This window comes from Pseudomonas sp. MPR-R2A5, assembly GCF_058793055.1.
Genome location: NZ_JBXAFK010000001.1, coordinates 215,366 through 236,034 on the forward strand (window position 1 = coordinate 215,366; position 20,669 = coordinate 236,034).

Sequence of the window (20,669 nt, forward strand, 5' to 3'; positions counted from 1 at the left end):
CCCATTGGACGTAAGTCTAGGTCGACCAACGAGGTGTAAATCTAGGGAAAAACCTTACATGGCTATCGTCCAAACCCCGTAGAACACCCACTAGGCAAACTTTCCGACGAAGTGCACATTGATCGCCCTTCCGCAGATGTCTGACGAGTGTGCTGGGAGTTGAATAGAACTGCTGAGAAACGTATGTCCGACCACGATATTTTGAGCGATGCCGAGCGCGAGGCGCTGAGCGCCGTGATGCTGGAGCCTGATTTACCGCCACAACGCGTGTTGATTGTTGACGACGACAAGGACGCGCGGGAATTGTTGGCGGAGATCCTGAGGCTGGATGATATTGGCTGCATGACCGCTGACAGCGGTGAGGCGGCGTGGGACTTGTTGAGCTCCAGCAGCTCCATCGGCTTGTTGATCACTGACCTGCGCATGGAGCCCAGCAGTGGCTTGGAACTGATCCGCAAGGTACGTGGATCCACTCGCGCGGCATTGCCGATCATCATCATGTCGGGGGACGCGGACGCCAAGGACGTGATTGATGCTATGCATGATGGTGTATTGGACTTCCTGCTCAAACCGATCGATAGCGTGAAGTTGGCGAAGATGGTCAAGCGCGAGCTGGGGATGACGCAGTAAAGCCCGTTGAAACAAAAAAAGCCCTGATCGCGAGATCAGGGCTTTCTTTTACCTGTAGGAGCGAGCTTGCTCGCGAAAACCGTGAACGAAAACGCAGTGTTATCAGATAGCCCGCGTTGCCTGTTGGTTCTTCGCGAGCAAGCTCGCTCCTATAGGGGGCGCGTTGGTTACAGGCCGTTTTTGGCCTTGAACTCCCGACGCTTGCGGTGCAATACCGGCTCGGTATAACCATTCGGTTGCTTGGTCCCTTCAATCACCAATTCCACCGCCGCCTGGAACGCGATATTGCTATCGAAATCCGGCGCCAGCGGACGGTACAACGCATCCCCGGCATTCTGACGGTCCACCACCGGCGCCATGCGCTTGAGGCTTTCCATCACCTGGTCCTGAGTCACAACGCCGTGGCGCAGCCAGTTGGCGATGTGCTGGCTGGAGATGCGCAGGGTGGCGCGGTCTTCCATCAGGCCGACGTCGTTGATGTCCGGCACTTTGGAGCAGCCAACGCCTTGGTCGATCCAGCGGACGACGTAGCCGAGGATGCCCTGGGCGTTGTTATCCAGTTCGTTGCGGATCTCTTCCTCGGACCAATCAGTGTTCTTGGCCAGGGGAATGGTCAGGATATCGTCCACCGACGCGCGTTCGCGCTTGGCCAGTTCGGCCTGGCGCGCGAACACGTCGACCTTGTGGTAGTGCAGTGCGTGCAGCGCCGCAGCGGTAGGCGATGGAACCCAGGCGGTATTGGCGCCGGCCAACGGGTGGGCGATTTTCTGTTCGAGCATCGCCGCCATCAGGTCGGGCATTGCCCACATGCCTTTACCGATCTGTGCACGACCTTGCAGGCCGGTGCTCAAGCCGATATCGACGTTCCAGTTTTCATAGGCGCCGATCCACTTTTCGGTTTTCATGGCGGCCTTGCGCACCATCGCACCGGCCTCCATGGAGGTGTGGATTTCGTCGCCGGTACGGTCGAGGAAGCCGGTGTTGATAAACACCACGCGCTCGCTGGCGGCCTTGATACAGGCCTTGAGGTTGACCGTGGTGCGGCGCTCCTCGTCCATGATTCCGACTTTGAGGGTATTGCGCGGCAGGTTCAGCACGTCTTCGATGCGACCGAACAGCTCGTTGGTGAACGCGGCTTCTTCCGGGCCGTGCATCTTCGGCTTCACGATGTATACCGAACCGGTACGGCTGTTCTTGCGGCTGCTGTTGCCGTTGAGGCTATGGATCGCCGCCAGGCTGGTCAGCAGGCCGTCGAGGATACCTTCCGGTACTTCGTTGCCCGCTTTGTCGAGGATCGCGTCGATGGTCATCAGGTGACCCACGTTGCGCACGAACAGCAGCGAACGGCCGTGCAGCGTCACGTCCTGGCCATCCACGCCGGTGTAGACGCGGTCGGGGTTCATGGTGCGGGTGAAGGTCTTGCCACCCTTGGCCACTTCCTCGGCCAGGTCACCCTTCATCAGGCCGAGCCAGTTGCGGTAGATCACCACTTTGTCGTCGGCATCGACGGCGGCGACGGAGTCTTCGCAGTCCATGATGGTGGTCAGCGCGGCTTCCATCAGGACGTCTTTGACGCCGGCAGCGTCGGTCTGGCCGACTGGGGTGCTGGCGTCGATCTGGATTTCGAAGTGCAGGCCGTTGTGTTTCAGCAGGATCGCAATCGGCTGGGCCGCGGGGCCCTGGAAGCCGATCAACTGCGCGTCGTCGCGCAGGCCGCTGTTACTGCCGCCCTTGAGGCTGACAATCAGCTTGCCATCAGCGATTTTATAGCCGGTGGAGTCGACGTGGCTGCCGGCGCTGAGCGGCGCAGCCTCGTCGAGGAAGGCGCGGGCGAAGGCGATGACCTTGTCGCCGCGCACCTTGTTGTAGCCCTTGCCCTTTTCGGCGCCGTCGGCTTCGCTGATGGCATCGGTGCCATACAGCGCGTCATACAGCGAGCCCCAGCGTGCATTCGAGGCGTTGAGGGCGAAACGGGCGTTCATCACCGGCACCACCAGCTGCGGGCCGGCCATGCGGGCGATTTCGTCGTCGACGTTTTGGGTCGAGGCCTGGAAGTCTGCGGCTTCTGGCAGCAGGTATCCGATATCTTGCAGGAAGGCCTTGTAGGCCACCGGGTCATGGGCCTGGCCGGCGTGGGTCTGGTGCCAGGTGTCGATCCGCGCTTGGAAATCGTCGCGTTTGGCGAGTAGGGCTTTGTTCTTCGGTGCCAGGTCGTGGATGACCTTGTCGGCGCCGGCCCAGAACTGGTCGGCAGTGATGCCGGTACCGGGAATGGCTTCGTTGTTCACGAAGTCGAACAGGACTTTGGCGACCTGCAGGCCACCGACTTGAACGTGTTCAGTCATTGCTTGCCTCACTCTGCGGAGCTTATGCGCTTTTCAGCTTTTCAATTTACCAATGAAGCCTCTGGCCATTTAAACCACGAACCCGATCCCCCAGTACATGCCGTCGAGGCGGCTGGGCTGGCGGGTTATCGTGATACGTTGGCGCCTTGGCAGACATCGACCTAACGTTATGTAGTGCGCGACTGGGCATACTACATGATGATTTGCGGTTGTGAAAATTAGACTAAATACGTCGTTTAGCGACCCACTTTGGTCGTACGGTCACAGTGGGGTATGGGATGTTCTCAAAAAACCATGAGATTGTTCCATATAAATATAAAAATGGTACACGATTTGTTTTCATGGGCTGCGGCGTCCACCTTGTAGGAGCGAGCTCGCTCGCGAACAACCTGAGGGTGCCGTTGGGTGTCAGTATTCCCGCGCTATCGTTAACGACCTTCGCGAGCAAGCTCGCTCCTACCGGTATCAGCACCAGAGGGCTTTGCCATGGACCATCTTGTACTCACTATTATCGCCGCCGACAAACCCGGCCTGGTCGAACGCGTCGCGCAGAACATCGCGGTCCACGGTGGCAACTGGCTCGAGAGTCGCATGGCTCACATGGCTGGCCAGTTTGCCGGGATTCTGCGAGTCAGCGTGCCGGCGGAGAACCGTCAGGCGTTGGTCGATGCGCTGGAGGATTTATCCACACACGGCATTCGCGTGCTGGTGGGGGAGGGCAGCACTGGCCAGGCTGTGGCGTCCAAATCGATTCTGATGACGCTGGTGGGCAATGACCGTTCGGGCATCGTGCGCGAGATCACGGCGCTGTTGAGCAAGCAGGGCGTGAACCTGGGGAGCCTGAGCACCGATGTGCGCCCAGCGCCCATGAGTGGCGACCCACTGTTTACCGCCGAGGCGCTGTTGCAGGTGCCGGCGACATTATCCCTGGATGACTTGCAGCAATCCCTGGAAACCTTGGCAGACGACCTGATGGTGGAACTGCACAACGAGGAATAATCTGCCCACCAGGTTATGCATGGAAATCTTGCATGGGCCTGTGGATAACCTGTAGAGACTCGGCCCCAGGCCACGCCGGCCGGCCGTCTTCCTTATCTGAGCAAAAAACGAGCAGTTTCAACGGCTTGTGCACAAATGACGGGGACCAGGCTGTGGATAACCTTGGGGTGAATGCCTGCAAGCCACGCGGGCCGTGGCTTACATAGGTTTGTACGTTATTTGATCAGCGTTTGCGCACGGTCAGCCAGGCGTCCACGCTATAGACCACCAGGCCGGCCCAGATAAAGGCGAAAGCGAGCAGGGTGCTGGGCGCCAGGTGTTCACCGAACAGCAGGACGGCTTCCAGCAGCACCAGGGTCGGCGCCACATACTGCAAAAAGCCCAGGGCGGTGTAGGGCAAATGCCGTGCGGCGGCGTTGAAGCACACCAGCGGGATCAGCGTCACCGGGCCCGCCGCTACCAGCCACCAGGCTTCGGACGTGCTCCAGAATGCCAGTTGCGCACTGTGGGCCGACGGATTGAACAGCAACCATGCCACGGCGATCGGCACCAGCATCCAGGTTTCCACCACCAGCCCCGGCAGCGCCTTGACCGGCGCCTGCTTGCGGATCAGGCCGTAGAAACCAAAGGTCAGCGCCAGCACTAAAGATACCCACGGCAAGCTCCCCACCTGCCATACCTGTTGCGCCACACCCACCGCGGCCAGCCCCACGGCCACCCATTGCAGGCGACGCAGCCGCTCGCCGAGCAGCAGCATGCCCAGCAGCACATTCACCAGTGGGTTGATGTAGTAGCCCAGGCTGGCTTCGAGCATGCGCCCGCTGTTCACCGACCAGACATAGGTCAGCCAGTTACCGGCGATCAACGAACCGCTGAGGGCCAGGATCGCCAGGCGCTTGGGGTTGTCGCGCAGTTCGCGGAACCAGCCGGGATGTTTCCAGGCCATCAACAGCAAGCTGCCAAACAGCGCCGACCACAGCACGCGGTGCACGATGATTTCGGCGGCGGGAACACTGGCGATGGCTTTGAAGTAGAGCGGGAACAGACCCCAGATGACGTAGGCACTCAGGCCCAGGATGTACCCCTTGCGGGGGTTGGCGGCGTGCATTGCAGAATCCTTGCTTAGGCAGCTAACAAAGCGCGATTGTAAGGATATTTGTCAACCAATGGGACTGGATTGGTAATGGGGTCTGCTTTGTGTGGGAGGGGGCAAGCCCCCTGCCACATTAAAAACAATCAGAAGAGTTTAAGCGGCTCTTCGTTGAGGGCTGAGAGCTGCTCACGCAATGCCAGCACCTGGTCACCCCAATACCGCTCGCTGCCAAACCACGGGAAGCTGTGGGGGAACGCCGGGTCGTCCCAGCGTCGTGCCAGCCAGGCGCTGTAGTGCATCAGGCGCAAGGCGCGCAACGGTTCGATCAGGGCCAGTTCGCGCGGGTCGAAGTCGTGGAACTCCTGATAGCCGTCCATCAACTCGGACAACTGGCCGAGGCATTCCTGGCGGTCGCCGGCGAGCATCATCCAAAGGTCCTGCACCGCCGGGCCCATGCGGCAGTCATCCAGGTCGACGATGTGGAACATTTCGTCGCGACACATCATGTTGCCGGGGTGGCAATCGCCGTGCATGCGGATGTTCTTGTGCGGCGTGGCCTTGTACACCTCTTCCACACGCTTGAGCAGGTCGCGGGCGACGGACTCGTAGGCCGGCAGCAGGCTTTTGGGAATGAAATTGCCTTCGAGCAGGGTCGTGAGGGAGTCGTGACCGAAGTTCTTCACCCCGAGGGCTTCGCGGTGTTCGAAGGGGCGGGTGGCGCCGACGGCGTGCAAGCGCCCGAGCAACTGCCCGAGGCGGTACAACTGGTCGAGGTTGCCCGGCTCCGGCGCGCGGCCGCCACGGCGAGGAAACAGGGTGAAGCGGAAACCGGCGTGTTCGAACAGGCTCTTGCCGTTATGGATCATCGGCGCGACCACCGGCACATCGCACTCGGCGAGCTCGAAGGTAAAGCTGTGTTCTTCGAGGATGGCTTCGTTGGTCCAGCGCTGCGGACGATAGAACTTGGCGATCAGCGGCTCGGAGTCTTCGATGCCCACCTGATAGACGCGGTTTTCGTAGCTGTTGAGCGCCAATACGCGAGCGTCGCTGAGAAAACCGATGCTTTCGACGGCGTCGAGAACCAGGTCGGGAGTGAGTGTTTCAAACGGATGGGCCATACGAACTCCTGCGCGCAGCAGGTCGCCGCGTCCGGCCGGGTATGGTAACGCACCGGGCTTGAGATAGGGGGTGACTGTGCGATTGCTATCGGGGGCAAGCCCCCTCCCACAGTTGACCGCGTTTAACCTGTAGGAACGCGGACCAATGTGGGGGGGGCTTGCCCCCGATAGCGGCCCGTCAGGCGCCGACAATCCCGCCGTCTTCCCGCCGAATCGCCATCACCGACGATCGCGGCTTGCCATTGGGCAGGTGCTCCGGCCAAGTCGAACCGCCGGTTTCACCTGGATGTTGAATCCCCACAAACAGGGTCTTCTGATCCGGCGAAAAGCTGATCCCCGTCACTTCACAGGCCACCGGCCCCACCATGAAGCGGCGAATTTCTCCGGTGCTCGGGTCGGCGCAGAGCATCTGGTTGTTGCCCATGCCGGCGAAGTCGCCGCTGTTGCTGTAGTCGCCGTCGGTGAGAATCCACAGGCGCCCGGCCTTGTCGAAACCCAGGCCATCGGGACTGTTGAACATGTTTTGCGGGTTGATATTGGACGAGCCGCCCTTGGGTGTGCCGGCGTGTACGCCTGGGTTGCCGGCGACCACAAACAGGTCCCAGGTAAAGTCCGGGGCACCGTGGTCATCGGCGTTGGCCTTCCAACGCAGGATCTGGCCGTAGACGTTTTTCTCGCGCGGGTTAGGGCCGCCCACTGGCTGGCCGTCTTCGCCCCGCTTGGCGTTGTTGGTCAGGGTGCAATAAACCTGGCCGTCAGTGGGGCTGACCACGATCCATTCCGGGCGGTCCATGCGCGTGGCTTTCACCACGCTGGCGGCCAGGCGTGCGTGGATCAGTACTTCGGCCTGGCTGGCAAAACCGGTGCTGGCGTCGATACCGTTTTTGCCATGGGTCAGCTCGACCCATTGCCCTTTGCCCTTGGGATGATCGGCGTTGCCATCGCCCGCATCGAAGATGGCCACGTACAAGGTGCCGTGGTCGAGCAGGTCTTTGTTGGCCTTGGGGTTCTTGTGGTTGATCTTGTCGCGGCTGACGAACTTGTAGATAAATTCGCCGCGTTCGTCGTCGCCCATGTACACCACGGCGCGGCCGTCGCGGGTTTGCGCCAAGGCGGCGTTCTCGTGTTTGAAACGGCCCAGGGCGGTGCGTTTGGCCGGGGTGGATTGCGGGTCGAACGGGTCGATTTCCACGACCCAGCCGTGGCGGTTGAGTTCATTGGGGTTCTTGGCCATGTCGAAGCGCGGGTCGTGCAAGTGCCAGTTGATCTCTTTGCTGGCGGCCACCACGCCATAGCGTTTCTGCCCGGCATCGAACGCTTGCTGGGGGTTGCTGCTACCAAAGCAGTCGGTGAAGTTCTCTTCGCACGTCAGGTAAGTGCCCCATGGGGTCTTGCCGTTGGCGCAGTTCTGGAAGGTACCGAGGACTTTTTTGCCGGACTTGTCGGCGCTGGTTTTCAACCATTCGTGGCCAGCGGCGGGGCCGCTCAGGCGGATCGGCGAATTGCCGTGGATACGCCGGTTGTAACGCGAGTCCTGGACGAACTGCCAGGTGTCGCCCTGGCGCCGCACTTCGATCACTGACACACCTTCGCTGGCCTGGGCCTTGTGCACGTCTTCGGCCGATTGCGGCGCGCCGCCGTGGGCGAAGAGGTAGCGGTAGTTGGTGTATTCATTGTTGATCGCCAACAGCGCGCGGTTGTCATCGCCGGGGAAGGCGAACAGGCTCATGCCGTCGTTGTTGTCACCGAACTGCTGCTCCTGGGCCTTGGCCGTGCCGTTGCCGGACGGGTCGAAGGCCGGCGCGTTCTTGTGCAGCGGCTGGCCCCAGCTGATCAGCACCGAGGCGGTATAGCCGGGTGGCAGGCTGATGGCGTCGCTGGTGGCGGCGGCGATACTGGCAAAGCCCAACAACGGGCTGGCGGAGGCGGCGTTGACGGCGAGTGCGCTGCGGGTCAGCAGGTTGCCGCCGAGGAACATCGCGGCACCGCACAGGGCTCCGGCGCCGATAAAGCGACGGCGGGTCAGGCCAACCATCTGTTCGAGGTCGGTGGCTTGGTTTTCTTCTAATAGGCTCATGTCAGGCTCCCTGCGGTTTTTGCAGACACCATAAGGAGCGGGCGTGACGAAATTGTTGCAGTTTGAAGGTGGGCGCAGCAGGACGCGCGCCTAGACCGGCGTCCCCAGCAGTACATTGCTCGGTGCGAATTGCACTTGGACGGTTTTGCCTACGGCAGTGCCCAGCGCCTTAAGGGCGTCAGGCTGCGCCAGGGCGCATAAAACCTGGCCACTGGGCAGGGCGATGCGCACTTCGCTGGGGCCGTCCTCGGCGGCGAGAATCGCGTCGACGGTACCGCTCATATAATTGTGTCCGGGTGTTGCTGGCGCCCCGGCGGCGAGCAATTCGAGCCAGCCGGCCTTGATCAGCGCGACCACTTCCACGCCGTTCTCCAGCTCCAGTCGTTGCGTGCTGTCGTGAGTGATCTGCGCATGCAAACTCAGGCCGCCGGCCAGTTGCAGGTGGACCAGGTCATTACGGCCATGGCTGTCGATGCCGATGACCTGGCCGTGCAATTGGTTGCGGGCGCTGGTGCGCAGCATCAAGCGGCCCAGCAGGTTGAAATCGCTGGCGGCTTCGACCGACCCCAAGACCTCGGCCTGCAACACTTGCAGGCGTTGGTAGAGGCGCAGTACACGCTCACCTTCGGCTGTCAGCTTGGCGCCACCGCCGCCCTTGCCGCCGACACTGCGTTCCACCAGCGGCTTTTGCGCCAGGTTGTTTAGTTCATCGATCGCGTCCCAGGCGGCCTTGTAACTCAGGCCGGCGCTTTTGGCGGCGCGGGTGATGGAGCCCTGCTCGGCAATGTGGCCCAGCAAGGCGATGCGCTGGGGGCGGCGGATGATGTGTTGGCTGAGGGAAGTGGGCAGGGACATGGGAATACGCTTCGATGAGATGCAGGGGACGTTGCCGCCCTGGCGCCCGGGAGTCAAGTCAGGCGCCTGGTTTGGGCGTGCGGGCCAGGCAGTACACATCGACCTGCCGCGCGCCGGCCTCCATCAACAGTTGCGCCAGGCTGTGGGCGGTGGCGCCGGTGGTGAGCACATCGTCCACCAGCGCCAGGTGACGGCCCTGCACCTGGGCGCCGGGTGCCAGGGCAAAGGCGCTGAGCAGGTTGCGGCTGCGAGCCTTGGCGTCGAGGGTTTGTTGCGCCACGGTTTCATGGGGACGTAACAACAGGTGCTCATCGTATTCGAGGTCCAGCTCGGCGCTGAGCCAGCGAGCCAGCATCAGTGCCTGGTTATAGCCACGTTCGCGCAGGCGCTTGCGGGCCAGGGGCACGGGCAGCAGGCAGTCCGGGCGGCTGAGGTCGGCCTGCTCGAAGCGATGTTGCAGGTAGCGCGCGAGCAAGCGCCCCAGCAGATGCCCGAGCGGCCAGCGAGCCTGGTGCTTGAAGCGGCTGATGAGGGTGTCGACCGGGAAACTGTAGGACCAGGGGGCGACCACCTGTTTAAAGGCCGGCGGGTATTTTTGGCATTGGCCGCAGACCAGACCCTCCATCGGCAAGGGCAGGGCGCACACTTCGCACTGTTCCATCAGCCACGGCAGCTCGGTTTCGCAGACGTTGCACACGCAATCGGCGCTTTCGGTCGCCTCATCGCAGATTAAACAGGTTTGTGTGTTTTTTAACCAGATGTAAACCTGGTGTTTGTATCTCGGTTGACAGTGCATGATTCTTCCTTAAATATGCCGAGCATCCGTGTCGTGCCTGTGGGTATTGCCCTTCCCACAGCGAAAGCCCAAGCATAATCAAGGAATCGCCCATGAGCGCCAGCACCACTGCAACCCTGCGTCACGATTGGTCCTTAGCCGAAGTCAAAGCCCTGTTCGTGCAGCCGTTCAATGACCTGTTGTTCCAGGCGCAGACCGTGCACCGCGCGCATTTCGATGCCAACCGTGTGCAGGTGTCGACGTTGCTGTCGATCAAGACCGGTGCCTGCCCGGAAGATTGCAAATATTGTCCGCAGTCGGGCCACTACAACACGGGCCTCGAAAAAGAAAAGCTGCTGGAAGTGCAGAAGGTCCTCGAAGAGGCTGCCCGCGCCAAAGCCATCGGCTCGACGCGCTTCTGCATGGGCGCTGCATGGAAACACCCGTCGGCCAAAGACATGCCCTACGTGCTGGAGATGGTCAAGGGCGTGAAGGCCATGGGCCTGGAAACCTGCATGACCCTCGGCCGCCTCGACCAGGACCAGACCCAAGCGCTGGCCCAGGCCGGCCTGGACTACTACAACCACAACCTCGACACCTCGCCGGAGTTCTACGGTTCGATCATCACCACCCGCACCTACGCCGAGCGCCTGCAAACCCTGGCCTACGTGCGGGACTCGGGAATGAAGATCTGCTCCGGCGGCATCCTCGGCATGGGCGAGTCCCTCGACGACCGCGCCAACCTGCTGATCCAGCTGGCCAACCTGCCCGAGCACCCGGAGTCGGTGCCGATCAACATGCTGGTAAAAGTCGCCGGCACGCCGCTGGAAAACGCCGAGGACATCGACCCGTTCGATTTCATCCGCATGCTGGCGGTAGCGCGCATCCTGATGCCGCAGTCCCATGTGCGCCTTTCGGCCGGCCGTGAAGCGATGAATGAGCAGATGCAGGCCCTGGCCTTCTTTGCCGGCGCCAACTCGATTTTCTACGGCGACAAGCTGCTGACTACCGCTAACCCGCAGGCTGACAAGGACATGCAACTGTTCGCGCGCCTGGGCATCCAGCCTGAAGCCCGCGAAGAGCATGCCGATGAAGTGCATCAGGCTGCGATTGAACAGGCGCTGGTGGAGCACAAGAGCAGCGAGCAGTTCTATAACGCCGTTGTTTGATTGAAATACAGAACAACGGTGGGAGGGGGCTTGCCCCCGATTGCGGCGTGTCAGTCGACCTAGGTTTCAACTGACGAATGGCTATCGGGGGCATGCTCCCTCCCACCTGTTCTGATCGAGTTGAACCTGCCAGTCCGAGGCCTGCATGTCTTTTGATCTCTCCGCGCGCCTCGCTGCCCGCCGTGCCGAACACCTTTACCGGCAACGCCCGCTGCTCCAGAGCCCTCAAGGCCCGGAAGTGGTGGTCGACGGCCAACCCCTCCTGGCGTTCTGCAATAACGATTACCTGGGCCTTGCCAATCACCCGCAAGTGATCGAGGCCTGGCGCGCCGGCGCGTCCCGTTGGGGCGTGGGCGGCGGCGCTTCGCACTTGGTGGTGGGCCATGCCACGCCGCACCATGAGCTGGAAGAAGCCCTGGCCGACCTCACCGGTCGCCCGCGGGCATTGCTGTTTACCACCGGCTACATGGCCAACCTCGGTGCAGTCACCGCACTGGTGGGGCAGGGCGATACCGTGCTGGAAGACCGCCTCAACCACGCTTCGTTGCTGGACGCCGGCCTGCTGTCCGGCGCGCGCTTCAATCGCTACCTGCACAACGACGCCGCCAGCCTGGCCAAGCGCCTGGAGAAAGCCAGCGGCAACACCCTGGTGGTCACCGACGGCGTGTTCAGCATGGATGGCGACCTGGCCGACCTGCCAGCGCTGGCCCGTGAAGCGAGAGCCAAGGGCGCCTGGTTGATGGTGGATGACGCCCATGGCTTTGGCCCGCTGGGTGCCAACGGTGGCGGGATCGTCGAGCATTTCGGCTTGAGCCAGGACGACGTGCCGGTGCTGGTCGGTACCCTGGGCAAAGCGTTCGGCACCGCCGGGGCGTTTGTGGCGGGCAGCGAGGAGCTGATCGAAAGCCTGATCCAGTTTGCGCGGCCGTATATCTACACCACCAGCCAGCCACCGGCGCTGGCTTGCGCCACCCTCAAAAGCCTGGAATTGCTGCGCACCGAGCATTGGCGACGCGAGCACCTTAATCGCCTGATCCGCCAGTTCCGTCAGGGCGCCGAGCAGCTCGGGCTGGACTTGATGGACAGCTTTACACCGATCCAGCCGATCCTGATCGGCGACAGTGCCAAGGCCGTGCGCCTGTCGCAGATGCTGCGCGAGCGTGGCCTGATGGTCACCGCGATCCGCCCACCCACCGTGCCTGCCGGCAGCGCGCGGTTGCGTGTGACATTGACGGCCGCCCACAGCGAGGCGCAGGTGCAGCTATTGTTAAATGCGTTGGAGGCGTGCTTCCGCTTGCTGGGTGCCACGGAGCCCGACCATGCGTGATCGACTGATTCTGTTGCCCGGCTGGGGCCTCGGCGTGTCACCGCTGGAGCCGTTGGCCGCCGCCCTGCGTGGGCTGGACGAACACTTGCAGGTGCAGATCGAGCCGTTGCCGGCGTTGGATTCCTGCGACCTGGAGGAGTGGCTCGACGAACTCGACGCCACGCTGCCGGACAACGCCTGGCTGGGCGGTTGGTCGCTGGGCGGTATGCTCGCTTCCGAGCTGGCTGCAAGGCGTGGCGAGCGCTGTTGCGGCCTGCTGACCCTGGCGAGCAACCCGTGTTTCGTCGCCCACGATGGCTGGCCGAATGCGATGCCCGGCGAGACCTTCGATGCTTTTTTGGCGGGCTGCCACGCCGATTCCCAAGTCACGCTCAAGCGTTTTGGCCTGTTGTGCGCCAAGGGTGCCGAGGACCCACGCGGGCTTTCGCGATTACTGGTCAGCGGTGCGCCGAATTCACCCGCCAGCGTGTTGATGCCAGGCCTTGAGTTGCTGGCCCAACTCGATACCCGCGCCGCCCTGCAAGCGTTTCGCGGCCCCCAGTTGCACCTGTTTGCCGGCCTGGACGGGCTGGTGCCGGCCGAAGCCGCCAGTGATCTGCTGGCGTTGCTCCCCGATGTGGAAATCGGCCTGATTGAACAGGCCGGTCACGCTTTTCTTCTGGAAGACCCCCACGGCGTGGCGGGGGCTATCCAGGCTTTTTTGCATGAGTGCGTTGATGACTGATTTATCCCATCCTCCCCTGCCAGGCGCCTTGCCGGACAAGCGTCAGGTAGCGGCCTCGTTTTCCCGTGCGGCGGCCAGTTACGACAGTGTCGCCGAGTTGCAGCGGGCGGTGGGGCATGAACTGCTGGCCCGCTTACCGTCTGCCGGGGCGCCGCAACGCTGGCTGGATATGGGCTGTGGCACGGGGTATTTCAGCCGGGTGCTGGGCGGCATGTGGCCCGCCAGCCACGGCGTGGCGCTGGATATTGCCGAAGGCATGCTCAACCATGCACGGCCTCTGGGGGGCGCCGAGCATTTCATCGCCGGCGATGCCGAGCGCCTGCCATTGCGGGATGGCGGTTGCGGGCTGATCTTCTCCAGCCTGGCGGTGCAATGGTGTGCGGACTTCGCGGCGGTGCTCAACGAGGCGTATCGAGTGCTGCAGCCCGGTGGCGTGCTGGCGTTCGCAAGCTTGTGCGTGGGCACCCTGGATGAGTTGCGCGAAAGCTGGCGGGCAGCGGATGGCCTGGTGCACGTCAATCGCTTCCGGACCTTCGAGGCTTACCAGCAGTTGTGCGTGGCCAGTGGCTTGCGTGTGATCAGCCTGGAGCGTCAACCCCATGTGCTGCACTACCCGGATGTGCGCAGCCTGACCCATGAATTGAAGGCGCTGGGGGCGCACAATCTCAACCCTGGGCGACCGGGAGGGTTGACGGGGCGTGCGCGGATTGTTGCACTGGTGAACGCTTATGAGCGGTTCCGTCGGGCCCAGGGCCTGCCGGCGACTTACCAAGTGGTGTACGCCGTACTGGAGAAACCTTTATGAGCGCCGCTTATTTCATCACCGGTACCGACACCGATGTCGGCAAGACCACCGTCGCTGCCGGCCTGCTGCGCGCGGCGCGCCAGGCTGGCAAAAGCACCGCCGCCGGCAAACCGGTTGCTTCCGGTTGCCAGGTCACGCCCAAGGGCTTGCGCAACGCCGACGCCCTGGCGCTGCTCGCTGAGTGTTCATTACCGCTGACGTATGCCGAGGTCAACCCGGTGGCGTTCGAACCGGCCATTGCCCCCCATTTGGCCGCGCGAGAGGCGGGTGTGGCGCTGACGGTGCAGTCGCTGCTCAAACCCATGCAGCAGGTCCTGGCACGGCAAGCAGATTTCACCTTGATCGAAGGCGCGGGCGGCTGGCGCGTGCCATTGGCTGATCAGGACAACCTGTCGGACCTGGCCATGGCGCTCAAGTTACCGGTGATCCTGGTGGTGGGCGTGCGCCTGGGGTGCATCAGCCATGCGTTACTGACTGCCGAAGCTATCGCAAGGGACGGTTTGCCCCTGGCGGGCTGGGTGGCGAATATCATCGACCCCAAGACCTCTCGTCTGGAAGAAAACCTCGCCACCCTGGCCGAGCGCTTGCCCGCTCCTTGCCTGGGCCGGGTGCCGAAACTCAAGCACGCCAGTGCTGAGGCGGTGGCCGAGCACCTGCAACTGGACCTGCTTGACTGATTTTGGCTATCGATAAGGCATTATGCCATTAGCGTTTTTGACGGGCCTTTTGACAGGATCTCTGCTTCAATTCAACTTCACGATTCTCTTAGCAGGGCCACGCCATGGAAATCTCTGGCAGCAGTGCGTTTTATTCGGGCTTGAGCACCATTCAGGCCGGGCAAAGCCGTGTCGACCAGGCCGCCGGCAAGATTGCCAGCGCCGCGACAACCCAGCCCTCGGATGCGCAGGTAGACCTTCTACGTGCCAACGCCCGCGCCCAGCCGTCCAATTCGGCGAGCAACATGGTGGAAATGGCGCAAGGCAAGTTTCAAGTGGAGCTCGGCGCGAAAGTCGCCAAGGCTTCGGACGAAATGCTCGGCACGTTGATCGATACCTTCGCTTAATCCCTGACCCCCTCTACGCGCGGGCCCTCGTGGCGAGCGGGCCCCCTGTGGTGAGCGGGCTTGTTGTGGCGAGCAGGCTTGCCCCGCGTTGGGCTGCGAAGCGGCCCCAAAACCAACCACCCTGGTAATACCTGATACACCGCATTCAGATTTATTGGGGCTGCTGCGCAGCCCAACGCGGGGCAAGCCCGCTCGCCACAACCAGCCCGCTCGCCACAATAAGCCCCGCATTGCCACATGCCTTCCCTCTGAATTTTCTGCATATCCTTCTGATGTGGCATCCCGCCGCAGGCGTGGCCGTGTCTGCCCATAACCTGCATCAGGACAAACGGTGTCGGGTGGACGCTTGACAACCCCAGGTCGTAAACGTATGTTTCAAACACCTGTTTGACCGCCATAACAAATCCACGCGGTTGTTCATTCCAGATACATCAGCAGAGGTTTATCGCTATGCCTGACTACAAGGCCCCCTTGCGTGATATTCGCTTCGTTCGTGACGAACTGCTTGGTTATGAAGCGCACTATCAGAGCCTGCCGGCTTGCCAGGACGCTACCCCGGACATGGTTGACGCCATTCTCGAAGAAGGCGCCAAGTTCTGTGAGCAAGTGCTGGCACCGTTGAACCGCGTGGGTGACATCGAAGGGTGCACCTGGAGCGAGTCAGGCGTTAAGACCCCTGCTGGTTTCAAAGAAGCCTACAAACAGTTCGTCGAAGGCGGCTGGCCAAGCCTGGCCCACGACGTGGCGCATGGTGGCCAAGGCCTGCCGGAATCCCTGGGCCTGGCTGTCAGCGAAATGGTCGGTGAAGCCAACTGGTCGTGGGGCATGTACCCCGGCCTGTCCCATGGTGCGATGAACACCATTTCCGAGCACGGCACCCCCGAGCAACAGGACGCCTACCTGACCAAACTGGTATCGGGCGAATGGACCGGCACCATGTGCCTGACCGAGCCTCACTGTGGTACCGACCTGGGCATGCTGCGTACCAAGGCCGAACCTCAGGCCGACGGTTCCTACAAAGTCTCCGGCACCAAGATCTTCATCTCGGCCGGTGAGCACGACATGGCCGATAACATCGTCCACATCGTACTGGCCCGCCTGCCGGATGCACCGGCGGGCACCAAAGGCATCTCGCTGTTTATTGTGCCCAAGTTCCTGCCCAACGCCGATGGCTCGATCGGTGCACGCAACGCCGTGACCTGTGGTTCCCTGGAACACAAGATGGGCATCCACGGTAACGCCACCTGCGTGATGAACTTCGACGCGGCCACCGGTTTCCTGATCGGCCCGGCGAACAAAGGCCTGAACTGCATGTTCACCTTTATGAACACCGCTCGCCTGGGCACCGCGCTGCAAGGCCTGGCCCACGCCGAGATCGGTTTCCAGGGCGGCCTGAAATACGCTCGTGATCGCCTGCAAATGCGTTCCCTGACAGGCCCGAAAGCGCCGGACAAGGCGGCCGACCCCATCATCGTGCACCCTGACGTGCGCCGCATGCTGCTGACCATGAAAGCCTTCGCTGAAGGCAACCGTGCGATGGTGTACTTCACCGCCAAGCAAGTGGACATCGTCAAGTACGGCACCGACGACGAAGCCAAGAAACAGGCCGATGGCCTGCTGGCGTTCATGACCCCGATCGCCAAGGCGTTCATGACCGAAGTCGGTTTTGAATCGGCTAACCACGGTGTGCAAATCTACGGCGGCCACGGCTTTATCGCCGAGTGGGGCATGGAGCAGAACGTTCGCGACAGCCGCATTTCGATGCTGTACGAAGGCACCACCGGTATCCAGGCGCTGGACCTGCTCGGCCGTAAAGTGCTGATGACCCAGGGCGAAGCACTGAAAGGCTTCACCAAGATCGTCCACAAGTTCTGCCAGGCCAACGAAGGCAACGAAGCCGTCAAGGAATTCGTAACGCCACTGGCTGCGCTGAACAAAGAGTGGGGCGAGTTGACCATGAAGGTCGGCATGGCGGCGATGAAAGACCGTGAAGAGGTCGGTGCTGCTTCGGTGGACTACCTGATGTACTCCGGTTACGCGTGCCTGGCGTACTTCTGGGCCGACATGGCCCGCCTGGCCGCCGAGAAACTGGCTGCCGGCACCAGCGAGGCAGCGTTCTACACCGCCAAGCTGCAGACCGCGCGCTTCTACTTCCAACGCATCCTGCCGCGTACCCGCACCCACGTAGCCACCATGCTGTCGGGCGCCAACAACCTGATGGACATGAAAGAAGAGGACTTCGGCCTGGCTTACTAAGCCTTACCGGGTTCACTTCAGGGCCGCCGCTTCCTTCGGGAGCGGCGGTTTTTTTTCGACGATAAAAAACGCAGCGTTGCGCTCAGGGATTGCGTCGAGCTGCCGTTACAGTGATGGCAATGTGATACATCTCAGGCAGGTTGTGCTTAACTGTCCGAATGAAGGCACTGTGCCATCTTTTTTGCGGGTCGGAGTTTTACCCTTGTCGCGCGTGTCCGCAGTACGTTTCAGTCATTTCTTTCCTTCGTTGCTGCTATTGCTGGCCGGGCTCTCGGCTGCGTACGTCAAGGACCTCAACGTCTTCTTCACTTCGCTGTTCAACGTGTTGCCGACCCTGGTGCTGTTGCTCGGCGGATCGTATTGCGCGGTCTATCGGCGCCAGCGTGAACTGTTCCTGATGATCACGGTGTACATCGTCTACTTCCTGCTCGACACCCAGACCGATTTCTACCGAGACAATGGCCGGGTTCGCGAAGACGCGGCGGTGGTGTTCCACCTGTGTTGCCTGCTGTTGCCCGTGTTGTTCAGCGTCTATGCCCTGTGGCAAGAAAAGACCCACCTGTTCCGCGACTTTGTCGCACGTGGTGCTGTGTTGCTGGCGGTAGGCAGCGTGGCCCTGGCTCTTGAGCAAAGTTATCCCCAGGCGCTGCTCAACTGGTTGGCCGAAATTCGCTGGCCGGCGTTGCATGGCACCTGGATGAGCCTGATCCAGCTGTCGTACCCGATGTTCCTGATTGGTTTCCTGACCCTGGCGGCGCAGTACTGGTACCAGCCGCGGCCGCTGCATGCGGCGCAGATGGTCGGGCTGCTGGGGATGTTCTGGATGCTGCCGCAGACATTTATCCTGCCGTTTACCCTGAACATCATGTGCAGCCAAGTGATGCTGATGATCGCTGCCGGTGTCGCCCACGAGGCCTATCAAATGGCCTTCCGTGACGAGCTGACCGGCCTGCCGGGGCGTCGTGCCCTCAACGAGCGCATGCAGCGGCTGGGGCGCAACTATGTGCTGGCCATGAGCGACGTCGACCACTTCAAGCGTTTCAACGACACCCATGGCCACGATGTGGGGGACCAAGTGCTGCGCCTGGTGGCGAGCAAACTGTCCAAGGTCAATGGGGGTGGGCGTGCCTACCGTTACGGCGGTGAAGAGTTCGCCGTGGTATTTGCCGGCAAGACCCTGGACGAGTGCATGCCGCACCTGGAGGAAATTCGCGAGATCATCGCCGACTACGACATCAAGTTGCGCCACTCAGACCGGCCCCAGGACGATCAGCAGGGCCGTCAACGCCGGGCGGGGAGTGGCGCCTCAAGTGTCTCGGTGACCGTCAGCATCGGCGTGGCCGAGCGCCAGGCTGAGCAGCGCACGCCCGAAGAGGTGCTCAAGTCCGCCGACCAGGCGCTCTACGCCGCCAAGGGCGCCGGGCGTAATTGCGTGGTCGCGGCCGGGCAAACCCGCCGCGGCGCTGTGCGCATGGAGAGCGCTGCCGGTTGAGTGATGGTGGTGTATTCAGCGGCTCTACAGTGATTGTCCGGGGCGCTGGCCGGCAGTAGGTTGAAATCATCTGCTGCCGGAGACATTGCCATGCCTGAGTACAAAGCTCCCCTGCGCGACATGCGCTTTCTGATCGACCACGTGTTCGACTTCCATGGCCATTACGCCGCGCTGGGCGCGACGGACGCCAGCCCGGACATGGTCAGTGCGATCCTCGAAGAAGGTGCGAAATTTTGCGAGAACGTGCTGGCACCGCTCAATCGCAGTGGCGATGAAGAAGGCTGCCATTTCGATAATGGCGTGGTGACCACGCCCAAAGGTTTCAAGGAAGCCTTCGCCCAGTACGTGGAAGGTGGCTGGCACGGCGTGGCGGCAGACCCCGCCTACGGAGGCCAAGGCTTGCCGCAATCCCTGGGCCTGGTGCTGAGCGAAATGATCGGCTCCAGTAACACCTCCTGGGGTATGTACCCGGGGCTGACCCACGGCGCGATGTCGGCGATCCACGCCCATGGCACCGAGGAACAGAAAGCCACCTACCTGAGCAAACTCACCGCCGGCCAATGGACCGGCACCATGTGCCTGACCGAAGCCCACTGCGGTACCGACCTGGGCCTGATCAAGACCCGTGCCGTGCCCCAGGCGGATGGCAGCTACGCCGTCACCGGCAGCAAGATTTTCATCTCGGCCGGTGAACACGACATGAGCGCCAATATCATCCACCTGGTGCTGGCCAAGCTGCCGGATGCGCCAGCGGGCACCAAGGGCATCTCCCTCTTTATCGTGCCCAAGTTTCATGCCGATTCCGGTGAACGCAACGCCGTGCATTGCGGCTCCATCGAGCACAAGATGGGCATCAAGGGCTCGGCCACCTGCGTGCTGAACTTTGACGGCGCCCGGGGCTTTTTGATTGGCGAGGCGAACAAGGGCCTCAACTGCATGTTCACCATGATGAACCATGCACGCCTGGGGACCGGCATGCAGGGCCTGTGTAACGGCGAGGCGAGCTTCCAGGGCGCGATCAAGTACGCCAACGACCGCCTGCAAATGCGCTCGCTTACCGGCGCCAAGGCGCCGGAAAAAGCCGCCGACCCGATCATCGTGCACCCCGATGTACGCCGTATGTTGCTGACCATGAAAGCGTTCAACGAGGGCAACCGGGCGCTGACCTATTTCACCGCGCAACTGCTCGACACCGCGCACCTGAGCCGCGACGCCGGCCAGCGCCAGGAGGCTGAAGACCTGCTGGCGTTCCTGACGCCGATCTGCAAAGCCTTTATGACCGATACCGGGCTGGAGGTGACCAACCACGGCATGCAGGTATTCGGCGGCCATGGCTACATTCGTGAGTGGGGCATGGAGCAACTGGCACGCGATGCGCGGATTGCGCCGATCTATGAAGGCACCAACGGCATCCAGGCCCTCGACCTGCTGGGGCGCAAGGTGTTGGGCAGCCAGGGCAAGCTGCTGCGCGGCTTTACCAGGATTGTGCATAAGTTTTGCGCGGCGAATGCCGAGCATGCGCAGCTCAAAGGCTATGTGCTGCAGCTCAATCAACTGAACCAGGAATGGGGCGAGCTGACCACCCAGGTCGGGATGGCCGCGATGAAAAACCCTGACGAAGTGGGCGCCGCTGCGGTGGATTACCTGATGTACAGCGGTTACGTCATCCTTGCCTACCTGTGGCTGCGTATGGCGATTGCAGCGCTGGAACAGGGCGACAGCGACTTCGCCACAGCCAAGCTGGCCACCTGCGACTTCTATTTCAAGCGCTTGCTGCCACGTACTGCGACCCATCGGGCGTCCGTGGAAGCCGGCAGTGACTGCCTGATGAGTCTGTCTGCGGAGGCATTTGCGTTGTGATGACTTAAAAATACCAATCAGTCACAAGTGGACCCTATGTGTCTGAAAAGTTGTTCGGGTACACTCGGAGCCTGTAAAACC

Annotated in this window: 17 protein-coding genes; 11 read left to right on the plus strand and 6 right to left on the minus strand. The window is 61.9% G+C overall.

Translation table 11 applies throughout. From position 1 onward, the window contains the following. Positions 1-183: 183 nt before the first annotated feature. Positions 184-630 carry a response regulator gene (locus tag AC1Q6I_RS01025; RefSeq protein ID WP_024077763.1) on the plus strand — a complete coding sequence of 149 codons (447 nt, stop codon included), beginning with the start codon at positions 184-186 and terminating at the stop codon, positions 628-630. Positions 631-797: 167 nt separating this feature from the next. Here AC1Q6I_RS01025 and AC1Q6I_RS01030 read toward each other — a convergent pair whose 3' ends face one another. Beyond that, on the minus strand, positions 798-2,975 hold the full coding sequence (locus AC1Q6I_RS01030) for a malate synthase G (RefSeq protein ID WP_069077133.1): 2,178 nt from the start codon (positions 2,973-2,975) through the stop codon (positions 798-800). 486 nt (positions 2,976-3,461) lie between these two features. Between AC1Q6I_RS01030 and AC1Q6I_RS01035 the strand changes: the two genes are divergently transcribed. Beyond that, entirely contained in the window at positions 3,462-3,974 is a 513-nt protein-coding gene (locus AC1Q6I_RS01035) for a glycine cleavage system transcriptional repressor (protein WP_024077761.1), read from the plus strand. 223 nt (positions 3,975-4,197) lie between these two features. Here AC1Q6I_RS01035 and rarD read toward each other — a convergent pair whose 3' ends face one another. The 5 genes from rarD to AC1Q6I_RS01060 form a co-directional block, all read right to left on the minus strand. Next, positions 4,198-5,082, minus strand: coding sequence for an EamA family transporter RarD (rarD, locus tag AC1Q6I_RS01040; protein ID WP_102623888.1), 885 nt, complete (start codon positions 5,080-5,082; stop codon positions 4,198-4,200). A gap of 128 nt (positions 5,083-5,210) precedes the next feature. Then, the gene (locus tag AC1Q6I_RS01045) at positions 5,211-6,185 is read right to left on the minus strand and encodes a serine/threonine protein kinase (protein ID WP_024077759.1); all 975 of its coding nucleotides are present in this window, start codon (positions 6,183-6,185) and stop codon (positions 5,211-5,213) included. Between the two features lie 178 nt (positions 6,186-6,363). Next, on the minus strand, positions 6,364-8,262 hold the full coding sequence (locus tag AC1Q6I_RS01050; protein ID WP_102623887.1) for a PhoX family protein: 1,899 nt from the start codon (positions 8,260-8,262) through the stop codon (positions 6,364-6,366). 90 nt (positions 8,263-8,352) lie between these two features. Beyond that, positions 8,353-9,117 (minus strand): TOBE domain-containing protein, encoded by a 765-nt coding sequence (locus tag AC1Q6I_RS01055; protein ID WP_102623886.1) that lies wholly within the window; start codon positions 9,115-9,117, stop codon positions 8,353-8,355. Positions 9,118-9,175: 58 nt separating this feature from the next. Further along, on the minus strand, positions 9,176-9,913 hold the full coding sequence (locus tag AC1Q6I_RS01060; RefSeq protein WP_102623885.1) for a ComFC family protein: 738 nt from the start codon (positions 9,911-9,913) through the stop codon (positions 9,176-9,178). 92 nt (positions 9,914-10,005) lie between these two features. On the opposite strand from AC1Q6I_RS01060, the gene bioB reads away from it, so the two are divergent. The 9 genes from bioB (at position 10,006) to AC1Q6I_RS01105 (ending at position 20,588) form a co-directional block, all read left to right on the plus strand. Next, positions 10,006-11,061, plus strand: a complete 1,056-nt coding sequence (gene bioB / locus AC1Q6I_RS01065; protein ID WP_069077138.1) for a biotin synthase BioB — start codon at positions 10,006-10,008, stop codon at positions 11,059-11,061. A 145-nt stretch (positions 11,062-11,206) separates the two neighbouring features. After that, a complete protein-coding gene (gene bioF, locus AC1Q6I_RS01070; protein WP_024077754.1) occupies positions 11,207-12,388 on the plus strand; it encodes an 8-amino-7-oxononanoate synthase in 1,182 nt (393 codons plus the stop codon). Continuing rightward, complete coding sequence (locus AC1Q6I_RS01075; protein WP_024077753.1) at positions 12,381-13,112, plus strand: alpha/beta fold hydrolase; 732 nt, start codon at positions 12,381-12,383, stop codon at positions 13,110-13,112. The genes bioF and AC1Q6I_RS01075 overlap by 8 nt, the downstream gene beginning before the upstream one ends. Next, on the plus strand, positions 13,105-13,917 hold the full coding sequence (gene bioC, locus AC1Q6I_RS01080; protein WP_102623884.1) for a malonyl-ACP O-methyltransferase BioC: 813 nt from the start codon (positions 13,105-13,107) through the stop codon (positions 13,915-13,917). Before AC1Q6I_RS01075 ends, bioC begins: the two co-directional genes overlap by 8 nt. After that, positions 13,914-14,594, plus strand: coding sequence for a dethiobiotin synthase (gene bioD, locus AC1Q6I_RS01085; protein WP_024077751.1), 681 nt, complete (start codon positions 13,914-13,916; stop codon positions 14,592-14,594). The genes bioC and bioD overlap by 4 nt, the downstream gene beginning before the upstream one ends. Before the next feature lie 104 nt (positions 14,595-14,698). Continuing rightward, entirely contained in the window at positions 14,699-14,980 is a 282-nt protein-coding gene (locus tag AC1Q6I_RS01090; protein ID WP_024077750.1) for a hypothetical protein, read from the plus strand. 450 nt (positions 14,981-15,430) lie between these two features. Next, entirely contained in the window at positions 15,431-17,236 is a 1,806-nt protein-coding gene (locus AC1Q6I_RS01095; RefSeq protein ID WP_024077749.1) for a phenylacyl-CoA dehydrogenase, read from the plus strand. A gap of 202 nt (positions 17,237-17,438) precedes the next feature. Continuing rightward, positions 17,439-18,728, plus strand: coding sequence for a GGDEF domain-containing protein (locus tag AC1Q6I_RS01100; RefSeq protein ID WP_041161035.1), 1,290 nt, complete (start codon positions 17,439-17,441; stop codon positions 18,726-18,728). 90 nt (positions 18,729-18,818) lie between these two features. Next, positions 18,819-20,588: an acyl-CoA dehydrogenase C-terminal domain-containing protein gene (locus AC1Q6I_RS01105; RefSeq protein ID WP_102623882.1), complete on the plus strand. Its 1,770-nt coding sequence runs from the start codon at positions 18,819-18,821 to the stop codon at positions 20,586-20,588. The last annotated feature ends 81 nt before the right edge of the window (positions 20,589-20,669 follow it).

Bases quoted from the DNA above. Each gene is read 5' to 3' on its own strand.
- AC1Q6I_RS01025 (WP_024077763.1), top strand. From the start codon at position 184: ATGTCCGACCACGATATTTTGAGCGATGCCGAGCGCGAGGCGCTGAGC.
- AC1Q6I_RS01030 (WP_069077133.1), bottom strand. From the start codon at position 2,975: ATGACTGAACACGTTCAAGTCGGTGGCCTGCAGGTCGCCAAAGTCCTG.
- AC1Q6I_RS01035 (WP_024077761.1), top strand. From the start codon at position 3,462: ATGGACCATCTTGTACTCACTATTATCGCCGCCGACAAACCCGGCCTG.
- rarD (WP_102623888.1), bottom strand. From the start codon at position 5,082: ATGCACGCCGCCAACCCCCGCAAGGGGTACATCCTGGGCCTGAGTGCC.
- AC1Q6I_RS01045 (WP_024077759.1), bottom strand. From the start codon at position 6,185: ATGGCCCATCCGTTTGAAACACTCACTCCCGACCTGGTTCTCGACGCC.
- AC1Q6I_RS01050 (WP_102623887.1), bottom strand. From the start codon at position 8,262: ATGAGCCTATTAGAAGAAAACCAAGCCACCGACCTCGAACAGATGGTT.
- AC1Q6I_RS01055 (WP_102623886.1), bottom strand. From the start codon at position 9,117: ATGTCCCTGCCCACTTCCCTCAGCCAACACATCATCCGCCGCCCCCAG.
- AC1Q6I_RS01060 (WP_102623885.1), bottom strand. From the start codon at position 9,913: ATGCACTGTCAACCGAGATACAAACACCAGGTTTACATCTGGTTAAAA.
- bioB (WP_069077138.1), top strand. From the start codon at position 10,006: ATGAGCGCCAGCACCACTGCAACCCTGCGTCACGATTGGTCCTTAGCC.
- bioF (WP_024077754.1), top strand. From the start codon at position 11,207: ATGTCTTTTGATCTCTCCGCGCGCCTCGCTGCCCGCCGTGCCGAACAC.
- AC1Q6I_RS01075 (WP_024077753.1), top strand. From the start codon at position 12,381: ATGCGTGATCGACTGATTCTGTTGCCCGGCTGGGGCCTCGGCGTGTCA.
- bioC (WP_102623884.1), top strand. From the start codon at position 13,105: ATGACTGATTTATCCCATCCTCCCCTGCCAGGCGCCTTGCCGGACAAG.
- bioD (WP_024077751.1), top strand. From the start codon at position 13,914: ATGAGCGCCGCTTATTTCATCACCGGTACCGACACCGATGTCGGCAAG.
- AC1Q6I_RS01090 (WP_024077750.1), top strand. From the start codon at position 14,699: ATGGAAATCTCTGGCAGCAGTGCGTTTTATTCGGGCTTGAGCACCATT.
- AC1Q6I_RS01095 (WP_024077749.1), top strand. From the start codon at position 15,431: ATGCCTGACTACAAGGCCCCCTTGCGTGATATTCGCTTCGTTCGTGAC.
- AC1Q6I_RS01105 (WP_102623882.1), top strand. From the start codon at position 18,819: ATGCCTGAGTACAAAGCTCCCCTGCGCGACATGCGCTTTCTGATCGAC.